The organism is Pseudomonas sp. B414, assembly GCF_055408445.1.
Genome location: NZ_JBUZTQ010000022.1, coordinates 14193 through 31844 on the forward strand (window position 1 = coordinate 14193; position 17652 = coordinate 31844).

Here is a 17652-nt window from a genome sequence, read left to right on the forward strand (position 1 = left end):
TGACCAGCTTTCTCATTGTTTTGCCGCAGCCGCTGGATAAAACTCAGCCGTCAATTGCTTCAGGCTGGCAGGCAAGCGCGGGCCCAAACCGCCCACCAGCAGCGTCGGGTCCAGTTCGTACACCCGGCCATTTTTGGCCGCGCGGATAGAGGCCAATACCGGATTTTCCGTCATCAGTGCCTTGCGTGCCGCCTCACCCGTCAGGCTGCGATCGGCGAATACCAGCACTTCAGGGTTAAGCCCTGCCAGCGCCTCAATGGAAAACGGCTTGTAGCCGGTATGAGTGGCCAGGTTATGCCCACCGGCCCGGGTCAGCAGCCAGTCTGCTGCCGTGTCCTTACCGGCAATCAAGGGTTTGCCGCCGGCATGCCCCAGCAACAGCAACACCCCGGGTGCCTTGTGATCAGCTTGCGCGGCCTTGACCTGCTGCTGGTGTTGCTCGAGTTGCTGCTGATAATCTTTGAACACCTGCGCCGCCTGCTTCTCGTCACCCAGCAGACGCCCCAAATGTGTCAGTGTGCCTTCAAGGCTTGCGAGGTCAGCCTGTGCCGAAAACATCTCCACGGGCACCCCGGCACCACGAATCTGCTGTAAAACCTGCGCCGGGCCCATTTCTTCAGTGCCGATCAGAACATCCGGTTTCAAACTCAGGACACCTTCTGCCGAAAGCTGGCGCTGATAGCCGATACTGGGCAACGACTTAAGTGATTCAGGATGTTGACTGGTGGTATCAACCCCAACCAATTTAGACTCCGCGCCCAATACGCTGACCCATTCCGAGAGCGCGCCTCCGGCACTGACCCAACGTTGTGGCAACTCGCCAGCCAGGCTGGCATGACTGATCATAAGGCCTGCACAGAGCGTAATCAGGCGGGTACTCAAGCGCATACAGAGGCATTCCTTGAAAAAGAGGGCTCAACGGGACAAAGGCATTGTCTCGCCGTGAAGACAGCACATCGCAGAGCAAGCCGCCATTTGATAATTGTTTGCATTTGCACGTCAACCTCTTAACCCGCCCTGCAGCACGCCAACGACACAGCCGTTTGGCTGTCATTAAGGATTCACATGAAGTTTTTATGCCCCTCAGAGGCGCTGAGTGAAGGCACCAGCCGTGGCTTTGAGCTGGATGAGCTGCGCTTGCTGGTGGTTCGTCGCGAAGGCCAGGTCTATGCCTATAAAAATCGCTGCCCCCATCGCGGGGTGGCGCTGGAATGGCAGCCGGATCAATTTCTCGACTCAAGCGCCAGCCTGATCCAGTGTGCGACCCACTCTGCGCTGTTTCTGATCGAAAGCGGGGAATGCGTTGCCGGGCCTTGCACCGGGCAGCTTCTGACAGCCCTTGACTGTCGAGAAGACAGCCAAGGGCTATGGATTACGCCAGAAGCGTCAGAGGATGACGTCTAGACGACGATCAACCACTACAGCATCCGAGGTCAGGCTTACGCCATAAGCCAGTACCTGCACCCCGGCAGCCACCGCCTTGCGCAGTGCTGCGGCGTAACCCGGGTCGATTTCCTCTGCAGGGCGTACGGCGTCAATACCCGTAAGGTTGACGCAATACAACTGAACGGCACGCACACCCTCACGAGCCAGGGTCGCCAGCTCCCGTAAATGCTTGGCGCCACGCTGTGTCACGGCATCCGGAAATGCCGCGACACGCGAGCCGTCAAATCCCAGGGTGACACTTTTGACCTCGACAAAGGCAAAACCCTGGGGGTACTCCAGGCGAAAATCGATCCGGCTTTTTTCTTGCCCGTAAGGCACCTCGCGCTTGAGCGCAGTGAAGCCATCAAGCTCGGTGATCACCCCTGCCAGCAGCGCCTCCTCGATCAAGTGATTGGCGCGCCCGGTATTGACGCACGCCAGCCGACCCTGCGGGGTTTGGCTGATTTCCCAAGTGCCCGGCAACTTGCGCTTGGGGTCATTGGAACGGCTGAACCAGACCTGACCACCCTCGACCATGCAATTGAGCATGGAGCCCGTGTTCGGGCAGTGAATAGTCATCAACTCACCACTGGCGGTTTCGATATCCGCCAGAAAACGCTTGTAGCGTTTGATCAGCCGCCCTTCTTCCAACTCAGGTGAGAATCGCATCAGCCCTTCCAGCTCTTGAGGCCGCGGGCGATCCGCTCAACGGCTTCCTGCAAGCGCGACAAACTTTGGGTGTAAGCAAACCGTACATGGTGCCCGGACTTGTACCGGCCGAAATCCAGCCCCGGGGTAAAGGCAATGTGCTGGGTTTCCAGAAAATGCTGACAAAACGCATATGCATCGCCACCAAACGCACTGATATCGGCGTACAGGTAAAACGCGCCTTCAGGTTCTACCGCTATACCGAAACCCAGTTCACGCAAGGCCGGCAACAGGAAATCCCGGCGCCGCCCGAACTCGGCCCGACGCTCTTCCAGAATGGCCAGTGTCTGCGGCTCAAAGCAGGCCAGGGCTGCGTACTGGGCCATGCTTGGCGCACTGATATAAAGGTTCTGTGCCAGTTTCTCCAGGTCGGCCACGGCTTCTGGCGGAGCCACCAACCAGCCCAGGCGCCAACCGGTCATGCCGAAATACTTGGAGAAACTATTGAGCACAAAGGCGCTGTCATCGACTTCCAGCACGCTGGTCGCATCACAGCCGTAGGTCAGGCCGTGATAGATCTCGTCTACCACCAGATGACCGTTGCGGGCCTTGACGGCTGCAGACAGGGCCGCCAGCTCATCACGGCTCAACATCGTACCGGTCGGGTTGGCCGGGGATGCAACCAATGCTCCGACACTGTCCTGATTCCAGTGCTCGCCTACCAGATCCGCCGTCAGTTGGTAACGCACATCAGGGCCGACTGGCACCAGCTGTGCGGCCCCCTCAACCAGCCGTAAGAAATGTCGATTACATGGGTAGCCTGGGTCTGCAAGCAGCCAGTGCTTACCCGGATCGACCAGTAGGCTTGTGGCCAGTAACAGGGCACCGGAGCCGCCGGGCGTGATCAGAATTCGCGCAGGATCGATATTCAAGCCGTAGCGCTGTTGATAAAACCCGGAAATCGCTTCACGCAGCTGCGGCAGGCCCCGAGCTGCGGTGTAGCGGGTTTTCCCGGCGGCCAGGGCGGCCTGACCGGCAGCGATGATCGGCTCGGCCGTGGTGAAGTCCGGCTCGCCGATTTCCAGGTGAATCACATCGTGCCCCGCAGCCTGCAGCTCGTTGGCACGGGCCAGCAACGCCATGACGTGGAACGGTTCGATTGCGCGGCTGCGCGCACTGTAAGACTGAGCCATGAGCCTGCCTTCCTGGGTAAGCAAAAGGCTGATTCTACCCAAGCAGTGCTATAAGAGAGAGTTAATTAGGTCTTAGCACGCTTGCCAATAGAACCAAACGACCCGGCCTTAAGTCATAGCTCGACTAAAATTATTAATTAGCCACTAATCTCAAGCACCACAGGCTCTGCACACACACCCTGAGAACGGGCTAGACATGCGGGAGTAGCGCAGCCCGATTTGATCTGGTAAGTTCGCCCGCTTGCAGCCGCAGGGCCGGCAGGTGTCGGTGATGTTGCAATCCTGCGCAATGGATTAGAAGAATGAGAGGCGGTCCATTTCATGCCCACACAAGCAAAGCAACAGAATACTCAACTTAGCGGCTTCGAACCCTACGTTGAAAAGAAGGGTGAAGAGTACATGGGCGAGCCCATGCGCAAACACTTCACCAAGATTCTGCAAAAGTGGAAACAGGACTTGATGCAGGAAGTCGACCGTACCGTTGATCATATGAAAGACGAAGCGGCTAACTTTCCTGACCCATCCGACCGCGCCAGCCAGGAAGAAGAATTCAGCCTGGAACTGCGCGCCCGTGATCGCGAGCGCAAGCTGATCAAGAAAATCGACAAGACGCTGCAACTGATCGAAGACGAAGAATACGGCTGGTGCGAATCCTGCGGCGTCGAAATCGGGATCCGTCGACTCGAGGCCCGTCCTACTGCCGACATGTGCGTAGACTGCAAGACCTTGGCTGAAATCAAGGAAAAACAAGTCGGCAAGTAATCACCGGCTTGACCAGATGGGGCGTGCGAACGCCCCATTTTTGTTTCTGCATTTTACGCTCTGCAGCTGTTTGTACCTTGGCAAAGCTAAAAAGCGCTGCATGCCTGAAAGCTTTTGATTTAGCTGTTGATCTGCTTTTGATCTGCTGTTGATCTGGCTTTTGATTTACTCGCCCTCCGGGAGGCCGAATGTAGGTTCTGCGTAGTGGGTCGACCGGCATGGATGCCGGGAGAGCCGTGATGGGCCAAGGATGGCCCGTGACGGCGGGCCCACGGAGCAGGACCGGAGTGAGGGAACCTGAGCGAAGCGAGGGCCGTACGATGGGGCAAGGCCTTTTTGGGTACTTTTGTGGCTGTTTGACAAAAGTGCCTCGCTGTAAGAGCGAAACCAATATTCCAGTTAGACGCGAAGTCTGGATATGTACTCAGTATTCCAGTTAAAACCACCCAGTACATATCCATTCAAGGTGTCACGACTTTCTAAGGGTGCCGCCCTTACGACGTGGCATCCACGGCCCATCGCGGCTGGCGCGGCGTCCTGCCGCGCCACCCCCATAACAGCACCTGCGTTCGGCCTTCTGTGATGGGCCTCAGCGGTGTTTGGATTATTTCGGTGGCAGCATTGGTATCGCTTTAAGAACTGGAAGCCCGATCACCCAAGCTTTTCAGAGCATCTACAGGATTTATGTAATGACAGCCCCTTCCTACATCGGGCGCTTCGCCCCAACCCCCAGCGGCCATCTGCACTTTGGCTCTCTGGTTGCAGCCCTCGCCTCTTATCTCGACGCCCGTGCTGCAGGTGGCCGCTGGCTGCTGCGTATGGAAGACCTCGACCCGCCACGGGAAATGCCCGGGGCCCAGGCCGCAATCCTCGATGCCCTTGAGCGCTACGGTTTTGAATGGGACGGCGAACTGGTTCGCCAAAGCGAGCGCCATGAGGCCTACGCCGAAGTACTCAACCGTCTGTTCAGCATGGGCCTGGCTTACGCCTGCACCTGCTCGCGCAAACAGCTGGAGGCCTACCACGGAATTTATCCGGGACTGTGCCGCAATGCCGGCCACTCAATGGAAAACGCGGCCATACGCATCCGAGTCCCGGAGCTTGAATACCGCTTTGAAGACCGCGTCCAGGGCTCGTTCAGCCAGCATCTGGGCCGCGAAGTGGGTGATTTTGTGATTCGCCGCCGCGACGGGCTCTACGCCTATCAACTGGCCGTGGTGCTCGATGATGCTGCCCAGGGCGTGACAGATATCGTGCGCGGCGCCGACCTGCTGGACTCCACACCGCGCCAGCTGTATCTGCAAGAGTTGCTGGGGCTGTCGCAACCGCGCTACTTGCATGTGCCGCTGATCGTGCAACCCGATGGCCACAAACTCGGCAAATCTTACCGCTCTCCGCCCCTGACACCGGAGCAGGCCACGCCGCTGCTGCTTCGCGCCTTGCGCGCCTTGGGTCAGAGCCCTGACGAATGCTTGAACGACGCCACCCCGCGTGAAGTGCTGGATTGGGGTATTGCCCACTGGAACGCGGCCAATATCCCACGCACACTGTCCCTCCCCGAGGCGCAATTACGCTGACAGCCCTTGCAGGTTGCCAGCCATCCGTTACCATCGCCGCACGTTTTTGGGCATGCGGCCTGTAAAAGTGAGGGCGGGATGTATATCTATCGATTGGTCCTGTTGCTGGTTGTCGGGATCTACCTGTTTTCTCCCGCCATCATGGATTGGTGGATCGATGCGACAGGCGCCTGGTACAGGCCCTATCTGCTCTGGCTGATTCTGATCGTTGTGACCTTTATTCTGCAGAGCCAAAAAGATGCCGATGAGCTTTAGCCTGACCCAGATGATCCTGATCAGCGCCGCCTACCTTGGGGTGCTGTTTGGCGTAGCCTGGATCAGTGAACGCGGCATGATCCCGCGCGCAATCATTCGCCACCCCCTGACCTACACCCTGTCGCTGGGCGTTTACGCCAGTGCCTGGGCGTTCTACGGCACCGTGGGCCTGGCTTACGAATACGGCTACGGCTTTTTATCCAGCTACCTTGGGGTTTCCGGGGCGTTTTTGCTGGCGCCGGTGCTGCTCTACCCCATTCTGAAAATCACCCGAACCTATCAGCTTTCATCCCTGGCTGACCTGTTCGCCTTCCGCTTTCGCAGCACCTGGGCCGGTGCGCTGACCACGATCTTTATGCTGATCGGTGTGTTACCGCTGCTGGCCCTGCAAATTCAGGCCGTGGCCGACTCCATCAGCATCCTCACCCGCGAACCCGTGCAGCATCGCGTGGCCCTGAGCTTCTGTGCACTGATTACCCTGTTTACGATCTTCTTCGGCTCACGGCATATCGCCACCCGGGAAAAACACGAAGGGCTGGTGTTCGCCATCGCCTTTGAGTCGGTGATCAAACTGATCGCCATTGGTGGCGTCGGCCTCTACGCGCTGTATGGCGTGTTCGATGGCCCGCAACAACTCGAAGTGTGGCTGCTGCAAAACCAGACCGCACTCGCCGCCCTGCACACCCCGTTGCAAGAAGGTCCGTGGCGCACCTTGTTGCTGGTGTTTTTTGCCTCGGCCATCGTGATGCCGCACATGTATCACATGACCTTTACCGAGAACCTCAACCCTCGCGGGCTGGTCAGCGCCAGCTGGGGCCTGCCGCTGTTCCTGCTGCTGATGAGCCTCGCCGTACCCTTGATTCTGTGGGCCGGCCTCAAGCTCGGCGCCACCACCAACCCCGAGTATTTCACCCTCGGCATCGGTATCGCCGCCAACAGCAAACCCCTGGCGCTGCTGGCCTATGTAGGCGGGCTTTCGGCCTCCAGCGGGCTGATTATCGTCACCACCCTGGCGCTCTCGGGCATGGCCCTCAATCACCTGGTGCTGCCGCTTTATCAGCCGCCTGCCGAAGGCAATATCTACCGCTGGCTGAAATGGACCCGCCGCGCACTGATCGTTGCCATCATCATGGCTGGCTATGGCTTCTACCTGCTGCTGGGCGCAGAACAAGATCTGGCCAACCTCGGCATCGTCGCCTTTGTCGCCACCTTGCAGTTCCTGCCAGGGGTGCTTTCGGTGCTGTACTGGCCGACCGCCAACCGACGCGGCTTTATTGCCGGGCTGCTGGCCGGGATTCTGGTGTGGATGGCGAGCATGCTGTTCCCGTTGATCGGCAACTTCCAGGGCTTCTATATTCCGTGGTTGAACATGATCTATGTGCTGGACGATACCAGCTGGCACATGGCAGCCATCGCTTCACTGGCGGCCAACGTGCTGATGTTCACCCTGATTTCGCTGTTCACCAACGCCAGCCCTGAAGAGGCCAGCGCCGCCGAAGCCTGCGCAGTCGACAACGTACGCCGCCCGCAACGCCGCGAACTGCACGCTGCCTCTCCGCAGGAGTTCGCCACTCAGCTGGCCAAGCCCCTGGGCGCCAAGGCCGCACAAAAGGAAGTCGAACAAGCGCTGCGCGACCTGTTCCTGCCCTTCGACGAGCGTCGCCCCTATGCCCTGCGCCGCCTGCGCGACCGTATCGAGGCCAACCTGTCGGGCTTGATGGGCCCCAGTGTCGCCCAGGATATGGTCGAGACCTTTTTGCCCTACAAGTCCGGCGGCGAAAACTACGTCACCGAAGATATTCACTTTATTGAAAGTCGGCTTGAGGACTACCACTCACGCCTGACGGGGCTGGCAGCCGAACTCGACGCCTTGCGCCGTTATCACCGCCAGACCTTGCAAGAACTGCCCATGGGCGTTTGTTCGCTGGCCAAGGATCAAGAGATCCTGATGTGGAACAAGGCCATGGAAGAGCTGACCGGCATCCCGGCCCAGCGCGTGGTCGGTTCGCGCCTGAGTACCCTGGGCGATCCGTGGCGCGAACTGCTGCAAGGCTTTATCGACCTGCCTGACGAACACTTGCACAAACAACACCTGGCCCTCGACGGCCAGACCCGCTGGCTCAACCTGCACAAGGCGGCCATTGACGAGCCGCTGGCCCCGGGCAACAGCGGCCTGGTGCTGCTGGTGGAAGACCTGACCGAGACCCAGATGCTCGAAGACAAGCTGGTGCACTCCGAGCGCCTGGCCAGTATCGGTCGTCTGGCGGCGGGTGTTGCGCATGAAATCGGCAACCCGGTGACCGGCATCGCCTGCCTCGCACAAAACCTTCGCGAAGAGCGCGAAGACGATAGCGAACTGACGGAAATCAGCAGCCAGATCCTTGAGCAGACCAAACGTATCTCGCGCATCGTGCAGTCCTTGATGAGCTTCGCCCACGCCGGCAGCCATCAGCATAATGACGAGCCCGTCTGTCTGGCCGAAGTGGCCCAGGATGCCATTGGTCTGCTGGCCCTGAACCGGCGCAATTTCGAAGTGCAGTTCTACAACCTCTGCGACCCGGACCACTGGGTCGAAGGCGATCCGCAGCGACTCGCCCAGGTACTCATCAATCTGCTTTCAAACGCCCGTGACGCTTCACCTGCAGGCTGCGCCGTGCGGGTCAAGAGCGAGGCCAGCGAGCATACCGTCGACCTTATTGTGGAAGACGAAGGCACAGGCATTCCGAAGAACATCATGGACCGATTGTTCGAACCATTTTTCACCACCAAGGACCCTGGCGAAGGCACCGGTCTGGGCCTTGCACTGGTCTATTCCATCGTTGAAGAGCATTATGGACAAATCACCATCGACAGCCCGGCTGACATTCACAGCCAACGCGGAACCCGTATCCGGGTGACATTACCGCGTCATGTCGAAGCGACGTCCGCTGTGAACTGAGACCGTCGAGAGAACTGAATCAATGCCGCATATTTTGATCGTCGAAGATGAAACCATCATCCGCTCCGCGTTACGCCGTTTACTGGAGCGTAATCAGTACCAGGTCAGCGAGGCTGGCTCGGTGCAAGAAGCACAGGAGCGTTTCAGCATCCCCTCGTTCGACCTGATCGTCAGCGACCTGCGCTTGCCAGGCGCGCCGGGCACCGAGCTGATCAAGCTCGGCCAGGGCAAGCCGGTGCTGATCATGACCAGCTATGCCAGCCTGCGCTCGGCCGTCGACTCGATGAAAATGGGCGCTGTGGACTACATCGCCAAACCCTTCGATCACGACGAAATGCTGCAGGCGGTGGCGCGCATCCTGCGTGACCGGCAAAACGCCCAGAGCGTGCCAGCCGAGCGCCCGGCCAAAGCAGGCATCGCCGACAAAAGTGCTGTGGATAACAGCAACGGTGAAATCGGCATCATTGGTTCCTGCCCGCCGATGCTGGATATGTACAGCAAGATCCGCAAAGTGGCGCCAACCGACTCCAATGTATTGATCCAGGGCGAGTCCGGCACCGGTAAAGAGCTGGTCGCACGCGCCCTGCACAACCTGTCCCGACGGGCCAAGGCACCGATGATTTCGGTCAACTGCGCAGCCATCCCGGAATCACTGATCGAGTCCGAACTGTTCGGCCACGAAAAAGGTGCGTTTACCGGCGCCAGCGCGGGCCGTGCCGGTCTGGTTGAAGCGGCCGATGGCGGTACGCTGTTCCTCGATGAAATCGGCGAACTGCCCCTTGAGGCGCAAGCCCGTCTGCTGCGCGTGCTGCAGGAAGGCGAGATTCGCCGTGTAGGCTCCGTGCAGTCGCAAAAGGTGGATGTGCGCCTGATTGCCGCGACGCACCGTGACCTTAAAAGCCTGGCCAAGGTGGGTCAGTTCCGCGAAGACTTGTTCTACCGCCTGCACGTTATCGCACTCAAGCTGCCGGCCTTGCGCGAGCGTGGCGCCGATGTCCTCGAAATCGCCCAGGCATTCCTGGCCCGCCAAAGCGCCCGCGTGGGTCGCACCGATCTCAAATTCGCCCCCGATGCCGAACGTGCAATCAGCCACTACTCATGGCCGGGTAACGTTCGTGAACTGGAAAACGCAGTCGAGCGTGCGGTAATCCTGTGCGAAAGCCCGGAAATCTCCGCAGAACTGCTGGGTATCGATATTGAACTGAGCGACCTGCAGGACGATGACTTTATCGGTCTGGCCCCGCAGCAGAGCATTGTCAACGGTAACACCAGCCTTGACCCTACCGAGGACCTGTCACTGGAAGACTACTTCCAGCACTTTGTGCTTGAGCATCAGGACCACATGACCGAGACCGAGCTGGCCCGCAAACTGGGGGTCAGCCGCAAGTGCCTGTGGGAGCGGCGCCAGCGCCTGGGCATCCCGCGGCGCAAGACCGGTGTGCCAAGCGAAGGCTAGGGGTCTGTTGACGTTTCGTTGTGAGCCGCGTCGCTGGGTCAACAGACCCTAGGTAACACTGCAAAATGTGAAAAAACTGTTACCTCAGTTAAATCACGTAACAAAAGCCGGGTCTTACGGTAACGATGACCCGGCTTTTTTTTGCCCTGAAAACAGCGAAAACCCGAAAAAACCCTTATTTTGCTGGGCCACGCAAAAGTTGGCACGAGCCCTGCTATATGTATCCGTACAAGAACAATAAGAATCACAGCAACACACAATAAAAATAAGACGTATCGGCTCACGCATAACAAGAACAACACGGCGGAGGCGCAGCTAACTGATTGTTTTGGAGAGGCGTTGTACATGGGGCTTGCCCCACGACCAGGCAGAGAACAACAAAAACTGCACTTAAAGCAGAGCCTGAACTGGTTGGATCATTGATCACATCAACACAGCGACCAAAGCAATCCGTTTGCTCTTATCTCCCGATTGGGAGGGTTGTACAGGCAAGACCTATGCAACCAGGGCGATTAACAAAAACAAAAAGCCCGCAATCAATAATAAAAATAGAGCACGCAACTAATTCTGGGGGAGCTTCGGCTCCCCTTGTGGTTTCTGCAATTTAACAAACCCTGTCTAGCCCGCCCTTCCTGGCGCTTTTTCTGCTTGCCGCTTGCAGCTTCGCTCGCAAGAGCGGCTATGCGTCCTACACCATCCCCTGACTAAATGCTAGAATCCCCGCCCATCATGCGGTCATTCTTGGTTTTGGCCGAACATTCCTTCAAACAGTGCATCCCATGCTGAAGAAGCTGTTCCAGTCACTCCGTTCTCCCAAGCGTCGTACGCAACAACTGCGCAGCACCCCTGAAGTGCTCAACAGCAGCCAACACTCGCTGCAACGTGCCCAGTTCAGCCGCTACGCGGTCAATATCGTCGAGCGCCTGCAGAACGCCGGTTACCAGGCCTATCTGGTCGGCGGTTGCGTACGCGACATGCTGCTCAATATCACGCCAAAAGACTTTGACGTCGCCACCAGCGCTACGCCCGAGCAAGTGCGCGCCGAGTTTCGCAATGCGCGAATCATCGGTCGTCGTTTCAAATTGGTGCATATCCACTTTGGCCGCGAAATTATTGAAGTCGCGACCTTCCGTGCCAATCACCCGCAAAACGACGAAGAGGAAGACAGCAACCAGTCCTCGCGTAACGAAAGCGGGCGCATCTTGCGCGACAACGTGTACGGCACCCTTGAAGAAGACGCCCAGCGTCGTGACTTCACCGTCAATGCCCTGTACTACGACCCGGTCAGCGAGCGCATTCTTGATTACGCCAATGGCGTACACGACATTCGCAACCGCCTGCTGCGCCTGATTGGCGACCCGCAACAGCGTTACCAGGAAGACCCGGTACGCATGCTGCGCGCAGTGCGTTTTGCCGCCAAGCTGAACTTTGGCATCGAAAAACACACCGCCGAGCCGATTCGTGAACTGGCGCCGATGTTGCGCGAGATCCCGTCAGCACGCCTGTTCGAAGAAGTCCTCAAGCTGTTCCTTTCGGGTAACGCTTCAGACACTTTCGAGATGCTGGTTGACCTCGAGTTGTTCGATCCACTGTTCCCGGCCAGCGCCGAAGCACTGGAACACAACCCGACGTACACCCACACCCTGATCAGCGAAGCCTTGCGCAACACTGACCTGCGCATCAAGCAGGGCAAACCGGTGACCCCGGCGTTCCTGTTTGCCGCCCTGCTCTGGCCAGCCCTGCCGGCCCGTGTATTGCGCCTGCAAGATCAAGGCATGCCGCCGATTCCTGCCATGCAGGAAGCTGCCCATGAACTGATCGCCGAGCAATGCCAGCGCATTGCCATTCCTAAACGTTTCACCATGCCGATCCGCGAGATCTGGGACATGCAGGAACGCCTGCCGCGTCGCAGCGGCAAGCGCGCCGACATGCTGCTCGACAACCCGCGCTTCCGCGCAGGCTATGACTTCCTGCTGTTGCGCGAAAGCGCAGGCGAGCAGACCAACGGCCTGGGCGAATGGTGGACCGATTATCAGGACGCCAATGACAGCGGTCGCCGCGACATGATTCGCGACCTGAGCAACGCCAAGGATGACGGCAGCGGCCCTGCGCCACGCAAACGTCGCCGTACCGGCGGCGCCAAGCGCAAACGCAGCGCTGCAGCGGACGAGTAAGAGATGGAACGCGTCTACATTGGCATGGGCAGCAATCTGGCTGACCCGGCAGATCAATTGCGCAGTGCCATCCAGGCACTGGCGCAATTGCCCGACTCCCGATTCGTCGGGGTTTCGGCGTTCTATCAAAGCGATTCGCTGCTCCCCGGCCAGCCGCGCTACACCAATGCCGTAGCCGCCATCGACACCACCCTGGCGCCTTTGGCTCTGCTCGATGCCTTGCAGGCCATCGAGCTTGATCAAGGCCGCGAGCGCCTCGAACGCTGGGGCCCGCGCACCCTGGATCTGGATATCCTGCTGTTCGGCGATCGCCTGATTGACGAACCCCGCCTCAAGGTCCCGCATTACCACATGCACGCCCGGCCTTTTGTGCTTTACCCCTTGGCCGAACTGGCCCCGGCGTCGCTGAAACTTGCCGATGACCGTACCCTCGCGCAACTGCTGGCCGATTGCCCATTTATCGGACTTGAGCGCATCAGCGCTTAAGCTGAAACGAATCAATACCCGGGTAACACCTTTGCGGTAACACCCGGAATTGACTTCCAGTGTCCTCGTCACGACTATAGGCATCCCGCTGCCATCCACTGGATGGCGCAATGTGAAAAGCAGGCTTTATAAGCGCCCTCTATCAAGGTGTGCCTGTTCATAACGATGAATCACACGCGTTACTCGCAGTGGTTTTTGCACTGCCTGACGAGGATCCTTTTCATGCCAGCTATTACCCTGACCACCCTGCAAAGCCTTAAGCAAAAAGGTGAAAAAATCACCATGCTGACGTGCTATGACGCCACCTTCGCCCACGCCTGCAATCAGGCCGGGGTTGAAGTGTTACTGGTCGGCGACTCCCTGGGCATGGTTCTGCAAGGGCATGACAGCACATTGCCTGTAACGACCGCCGACATGGCTTACCACGTGGCCTGCGTCAAACGCGGCAACCAGGATGCCCTGATTCTCGCGGACATGGCCTTTATGGCCAACGCCACACTGGAACAATCCCTGAACAACAGCGCCGTGCTGATGAAGGCTGGCGCGCATATGGTCAAGGTCGAAGGCGCCGTATGGCTGGCCGAGTCAATCCGGGCCATGACCGAACGCGGCATCCCGGTCTGCGCGCACATGGGCCTGACCCCGCAGACAGTCAATGTACTGGGCGGCTACAAGGTGCAGGGCCGCAACGAAAACCAGGCCCGCCAGATGCGCGCCGATGCCATTGCTCTGGAGCAAGCAGGCGCGGCCATGCTGCTGCTGGAGTGCGTGCCGAGCGAACTGGCCGCAGAAATTACCCACGCGGTGAAAATCCCGGTGATCGGCATCGGTGCCGGCAGCGACACAGACGGCCAGGTGCTGGTACTGCACGACATGCTCGGGCTTTCGCTGACCGGGCGAGTGCCCAAGTTCGTGAAGAACTTCATGACCGGCCAGCCTGATATCCAGTCCGCTCTCAGCGCTTATGTGGCTGAAGTCAAAGCCGTCAGCTTTCCTGCTACCGAACACGGATTCTCTGCATGAACACAGTAAAAACCGTTCGCGAATTGCGCGCCGTTATCGCCCGTGCACGCCGCGAAGGCAAACAGGTTGCCCTGGTTCCGACCATGGGCAATCTGCACAGTGGTCACGCCGCTCTGGTGACTACGGCTGCGCAACAAGCTGATTTTGTTGTGGCGAGCATTTTCGTCAATCCCCTGCAGTTTGGCGCCAACGAAGACCTCGATACCTACCCGCGCACGCTGGCGGCCGATCAGGAAAAGCTCCTGCAAGCCGGCTGCGACCTGCTGTTTGCCCCGACCGTTGAAGAAATGTACCCCCACGGCATGGACGGCCTGACCCGCGTCACCGCCGCCACACTCAGCAATGAGCTGTGCGGCAGCCGTCGCCCGGGGCATTTCGATGGCGTGACCACCGTGGTCAGCAAGCTGTTCAATATGGTTCAGCCAGATCTGGCCATCTTCGGGCAAAAGGACTACCAGCAGTTGGCAGTCATTCGTGCGATGGTCAACGACCTCAATTTCCCGATCCAGATCATCAGCGAACCGACCGTGCGCGCTGACGATGGCCTGGCCCTGTCTTCGCGCAACGGTTACCTGAGCGAAGAGCAGCGTGCCCTGGCGCCAGCCCTGTACCGCCACCTGAGCGAGATGGCCCGCGCCATTGAAGCCGGTGAGCGCGATTACCCGGCGTTGGTGCGCCAGCATCTGGCAGAAATCGAAGCCATCGGCTTTCGCCCTGACTACCTGGAAGTCCGTCAGGGGCAAACCCTGCTCCCGGCACAGGCCAGCGATCGCGATATCGTGATTTTGGTCGCAGCCTTCCTGGGAGCCACCCGCTTGATCGACAACGTACACTTGAATCTCGACAGCACGCTCTGACAGAGCGCTGCGCGGAACCGCGGAATGACCCGCAAACTATAAAAAACACTGAAACGTTTCAGCTGTTGTGACGTAACTGTGACAAAAGTTACTTCTCGATGTCAGACAAAGCCAAGACAGAAGCAGGCGCGAAGGTTACTGTAATCGTCCTGCTTCTAGCTGACGTGCAGAATCAGACCGACCGAGCGCCTGAACAAAAAATCCAGGCGTCGGTGTTTTCAGTGTCCAAAGGCAGTTCAAGCAAAAAGGATATCCGCAGCGATGGCGTACTACCGCACTCCTCATGACGTTACCGCTCTGCCCGCTTGGCAAGCGTTGAAACTCCACCGTGCCGGCATGCAGAATTTCAGCATGCGTGACGCGTTTAACAGCAACCCGAAGCGTTTTGAAGAATTCACCCTGAGCAGCTGCGGGCTGTTTCTGGACTACTCGAAAAACCTGATCAACAACGAGACCCGCGACCTGCTGGTCAACCTCGCCAACGAGGTCGACCTCAAAGGCGCGATCAAATCGCTGTTTGGCGGCGAAATCGTCAACGCCTCCGAAGGTCGCCCGGCCTTGCACACCGCGCTGCGCCGCCCGGTTGCCGACAAGCTGTCGGTCAACGGCGTGAACATCATGCCCGAGGTGCATAAAGTCCTGAACCAGATGACCGAGCTGGTCGGGCGGATTCACGACGGCCTGTGGCGCGGTTACACCGAAAAGCCGATCACCGATATCGTCAACATTGGTATTGGCGGCTCGTTCCTGGGCCCGGAACTGGTGTCTGAAGCGCTGTTGTCCTATGCCCAAAAAGGTGTGCGCTGCCATTACCTGGCGAATATCGATGGCAGCGAGTTCCATGAGCTGACCGCAAAACTGCGTGCTGAAACCACGTTGTTTATCGTTTCGTCGAAATCCTTCAATACCCTCGAAACCCTGAAAAACGCGCAGGCGGCACGCGCCTGGTACCTGGCCCAGGGTGGTTCGGAAGCAGAACTGCATCGCCACTTTATCGCTGTATCGAGCAACAATGCAGCAGCCGTGGCCTTCGGTATCCGTGAAGAGAACATCTTCCCGATGTGGGACTGGGTTGGCGGGCGTTACTCGCTGTGGTCGGCCATTGGCTTGCCAATTGCCCTGGCCATCGGCATGTCGAACTTCAAGGAACTGCTGTCCGGTGCCTACAGCATGGACCAGCACTTCCAGACCGCTCCGTTCGAACAGAACATGCCGGTGCTGATGGCCGCACTGGGGGTGTGGTACGGCAACTTCTGGGGCTCGCAAAGCCACGCGATCCTGCCGTACGACCACTACCTGCGCAACATCACCAAGCACTTGCAACAGTTGGACATGGAATCCAACGGCAAGAGCGTGCGCCAGGACGGCACCCCGGTGTCCACCGATACTGGCCCGGTGATCTGGGGCGGTGTGGGCTGCAACGGTCAGCACGCCTATCACCAGTTGCTGCATCAAGGTACCCAACTGATCCCGGCCGACTTTATCGTGCCGATTGTCAGCTTCAACCCGGTAGCCGATCACCATCAGTGGCTGTACGCCAACTGCCTGTCGCAAAGCCAGGCGCTGATGCTGGGTAAAACCCGCGAAGAAGCCGAAGCTGAATTGCGCGACAAAGGCATGAGCGAAGAAGAAGTACAGAAGCTGGCCCCACACAAGGTGATCCCGGGCAACCGTCCGAGTAACACCCTGGTGGTTGAGCGCATCAGCCCGCGCCGTCTGGGCGCACTGGTTGCGCTTTACGAGCACAAGGTTTTCGTGCAAAGCGTGATCTGGGGCATCAACGCCTTCGACCAATGGGGCGTTGAACTGGGCAAGGAGCTGGGCAAAGGTGTTTACAACCGCCTGACCGGCAGCCAGGAAGAACCTGCCGACGATGCATCCACCCAAGGTCTGATCAACTACTTCCGCGGCCGTCATCGCGGTTGATTGATAGCCGGCCAGTCCCTGCGACTGGCCGGCACAACCGAGGTTTCATGGAACTCATTCGCCGCCCCATCGAACGCCAGATCATGAGCCTGACCGGACTTTCACTCGGCCAGCTCGACCTCGAAAACCCCAAGGGCGACCCCGGCCTGTTTGGCCCGGACTCCATCAGTTGGCAGGTACACGGTGATTTCACCAGCATGCTGATTGGCGGCATCAGCGCCTTGATGCTGCAAGCCTTGCACCCACTGGCCCTGGCCGGGGTGTGGGACCACTCCAATTTCAGACAGGACATGCTGGGTCGGCTACGCCGCACCGGGCAGTTCATCTCAGGTACTACTTTCGGCGCCACTGGCGATGCCAACTGGCTGATCGACAAAGTGCGCACCATCCACCTGCAAGTCACCGGCACCGGCCTCGATGGCCGCCCCTATGCAGCCAGTGATCCCGAGTTGCTGACGTGGGTGCATGTGGCCGAAGTCAGCAATTTTCTCGCCGCCCACCTGCGCTATCGCAACCCGCATTTGTCCGGCGCCGATCAGGACCGTTACTACGCCGAAATCGCCCTGATCGCTGAACGGCTGGGCGCTACCAATGTGCCGCGTTGCCGTCAGCAGATTGCCGACTACCTCGAAGGCATTCGCCCACAGTTACTGTGCGATGAACGCAGCCATGAAGTCATTCGCCTGCTGCTCAACGCCCCCGCCCCAAGCCTGCTGGCCAAGCCTTTTGGCGCGCTGATGATGCAGGCCGGAATTGACTTGCTGCCCGACTGGGCCAGCGATCAACTGGGGCTGCATCAACGCCCGCTGGAGCGCAAGCTGATACGCGCCGGGGTAAACAGTACCGCACCAATATTGCGCTGGGCTGTGCGCAATGGCTCGGTGCAGCGGGCGCGGCGGCGTATGGGCCTGGGCTGAAACCGGGGCGCTGCC

Annotated in this window: 15 protein-coding genes; 12 read left to right on the forward strand and 3 right to left on the reverse strand. The window is 58.9% G+C overall.

Annotation, left to right across the window (positions count from 1 at the left end; translation table 11 throughout):
* Positions 1-12: 12 nt before the first annotated feature.
* Positions 13-888: a heme/hemin ABC transporter substrate-binding protein gene (locus ACZRMH_RS17625; protein ID WP_464014520.1), complete on the reverse strand. Its 876-nt coding sequence runs from the start codon at positions 886-888 to the stop codon at positions 13-15.
* 177 nt (positions 889-1065) lie between these two features.
* Between ACZRMH_RS17625 and ACZRMH_RS17630 the strand changes: the two genes are divergently transcribed.
* On the forward strand, positions 1066-1404 hold the full coding sequence (locus tag ACZRMH_RS17630) for a Rieske (2Fe-2S) protein (protein WP_464014521.1): 339 nt from the start codon (positions 1066-1068) through the stop codon (positions 1402-1404).
* Here ACZRMH_RS17630 and sfsA read toward each other — a convergent pair.
* A complete protein-coding gene (sfsA, locus tag ACZRMH_RS17635) occupies positions 1387-2094 on the reverse strand; it encodes a DNA/RNA nuclease SfsA (protein WP_464014522.1) in 708 nt (235 codons plus the stop codon). The genes ACZRMH_RS17630 and sfsA overlap by 18 nt on opposite strands.
* Positions 2094-3266, reverse strand: a complete 1173-nt coding sequence (locus tag ACZRMH_RS17640) for a pyridoxal phosphate-dependent aminotransferase (protein ID WP_464014523.1) — start codon at positions 3264-3266, stop codon at positions 2094-2096. The genes sfsA and ACZRMH_RS17640 overlap by 1 nt, the downstream gene beginning before the upstream one ends.
* 321 nt (positions 3267-3587) lie before the next feature.
* Here ACZRMH_RS17640 and dksA point away from each other — a divergent pair, with 321 nt between their 5' ends.
* The 11 genes from dksA to ACZRMH_RS17695 all read left to right on the forward strand — a co-directional run bounded on the left by dksA (position 3588) and on the right by ACZRMH_RS17695 (position 17637).
* The gene (dksA, locus tag ACZRMH_RS17645) at positions 3588-4028 is read left to right on the forward strand and encodes an RNA polymerase-binding protein DksA (protein ID WP_016783419.1); all 441 of its coding nucleotides are present in this window, start codon (positions 3588-3590) and stop codon (positions 4026-4028) included.
* A 689-nt stretch (positions 4029-4717) separates the two neighbouring features.
* Positions 4718-5605, forward strand: coding sequence for a tRNA glutamyl-Q(34) synthetase GluQRS (gene gluQRS / locus ACZRMH_RS17650; protein ID WP_464014524.1), 888 nt, complete (start codon positions 4718-4720; stop codon positions 5603-5605).
* Between the two features lie 6 nt (positions 5606-5611).
* A complete protein-coding gene (locus ACZRMH_RS17655; protein ID WP_169716037.1) occupies positions 5612-5860 on the forward strand; it encodes an Asp23/Gls24 family envelope stress response protein in 249 nt (82 codons plus the stop codon).
* A complete protein-coding gene (locus ACZRMH_RS17660; RefSeq protein ID WP_464014525.1) occupies positions 5844-8798 on the forward strand; it encodes a sensor histidine kinase in 2955 nt (984 codons plus the stop codon). The genes ACZRMH_RS17655 and ACZRMH_RS17660 overlap by 17 nt, the downstream gene beginning before the upstream one ends.
* Positions 8799-8820: 22 nt before the next feature.
* Positions 8821-10254: a sigma-54-dependent transcriptional regulator gene (locus ACZRMH_RS17665; RefSeq protein ID WP_464014526.1), complete on the forward strand. Its 1434-nt coding sequence runs from the start codon at positions 8821-8823 to the stop codon at positions 10252-10254.
* Between the two features lie 779 nt (positions 10255-11033).
* Positions 11034-12428, forward strand: a complete 1395-nt coding sequence (locus ACZRMH_RS17670) for a polynucleotide adenylyltransferase PcnB (RefSeq protein ID WP_464014527.1) — start codon at positions 11034-11036, stop codon at positions 12426-12428.
* A 3-nt stretch (positions 12429-12431) separates the two neighbouring features.
* Complete coding sequence (gene folK / locus ACZRMH_RS17675; protein ID WP_464014528.1) at positions 12432-12914, forward strand: 2-amino-4-hydroxy-6-hydroxymethyldihydropteridine diphosphokinase; 483 nt, start codon at positions 12432-12434, stop codon at positions 12912-12914.
* Between the two features lie 222 nt (positions 12915-13136).
* Positions 13137-13937 (forward strand): 3-methyl-2-oxobutanoate hydroxymethyltransferase, encoded by an 801-nt coding sequence (gene panB, locus ACZRMH_RS17680; RefSeq protein WP_464014529.1) that lies wholly within the window; start codon positions 13137-13139, stop codon positions 13935-13937.
* Positions 13934-14794: a pantoate--beta-alanine ligase gene (gene panC / locus ACZRMH_RS17685; RefSeq protein WP_464014530.1), complete on the forward strand. Its 861-nt coding sequence runs from the start codon at positions 13934-13936 to the stop codon at positions 14792-14794. The genes panB and panC overlap by 4 nt, the downstream gene beginning before the upstream one ends.
* A gap of 261 nt (positions 14795-15055) precedes the next feature.
* A complete protein-coding gene (pgi, locus tag ACZRMH_RS17690) occupies positions 15056-16720 on the forward strand; it encodes a glucose-6-phosphate isomerase (RefSeq protein ID WP_464014531.1) in 1665 nt (554 codons plus the stop codon).
* A gap of 47 nt (positions 16721-16767) precedes the next feature.
* A complete protein-coding gene (locus tag ACZRMH_RS17695; RefSeq protein ID WP_464014532.1) occupies positions 16768-17637 on the forward strand; it encodes an oxygenase MpaB family protein in 870 nt (289 codons plus the stop codon).
* Positions 17638-17652 lie beyond the last annotated feature (15 nt).